This is a genomic window from Sedimentibacter sp. B4, from assembly GCF_000309315.1.
In the GTDB taxonomy this organism is placed as follows: Bacteria; Bacillota; Clostridia; order Tissierellales; family Sedimentibacteraceae; genus Sedimentibacter; species Sedimentibacter saalensis.
The window spans coordinates 1-401 of record NZ_CANG01000611.1 but is presented as its reverse complement, the minus strand read 5'-3'; the positions used below and the strand labels follow the sequence as shown (position 1 = coordinate 401).

Here is a 401-nt window from a genome sequence, read left to right as displayed (position 1 = left end):
GCACTCGGACGACGCAACCGTGCGCCGAACGGGACTTGCCCCCCGGGGTATCCGGGGCTAGCCTGCGGAGTAGAACATATCAAATCTTCTTGAGACAATCTCTCTTGAACTGAAGGAGTCCTGATGACCACCCAGCCGGCACCGACCGTCGACCAGATCCTGGCTAACATGACCGTTTCGCTGAACGGCCACATCCCGCCGTCGGTGACGTACGCCGCCACCGTGATGCCGCAGATGGTCGTGCGCCATGTGCAGGACAGCGGGTTCGCCATGCCCAAGGACGGCACCGGTGCGCTGACCGAGGAGACCCGCACCCTGATCTACCTTGGGGTGGCACTGGCCACCGGGAGCCATGCCTGCATCGAAGCAATGACGAACAAGGCCCAGGCGCTGGGGATTGA

The 401-nt window shown here is 63.1% G+C and carries 1 protein-coding gene; it reads left to right on the top strand.

The window, feature by feature from the left end; translation table 11 throughout:
• Positions 1 to 123: 123 nt before the first annotated feature.
• The coding region (locus BN358_RS12445; protein ID WP_019229170.1) for a hypothetical protein at positions 124 to 401 on the top strand (278 nt) is incomplete at its 3' end.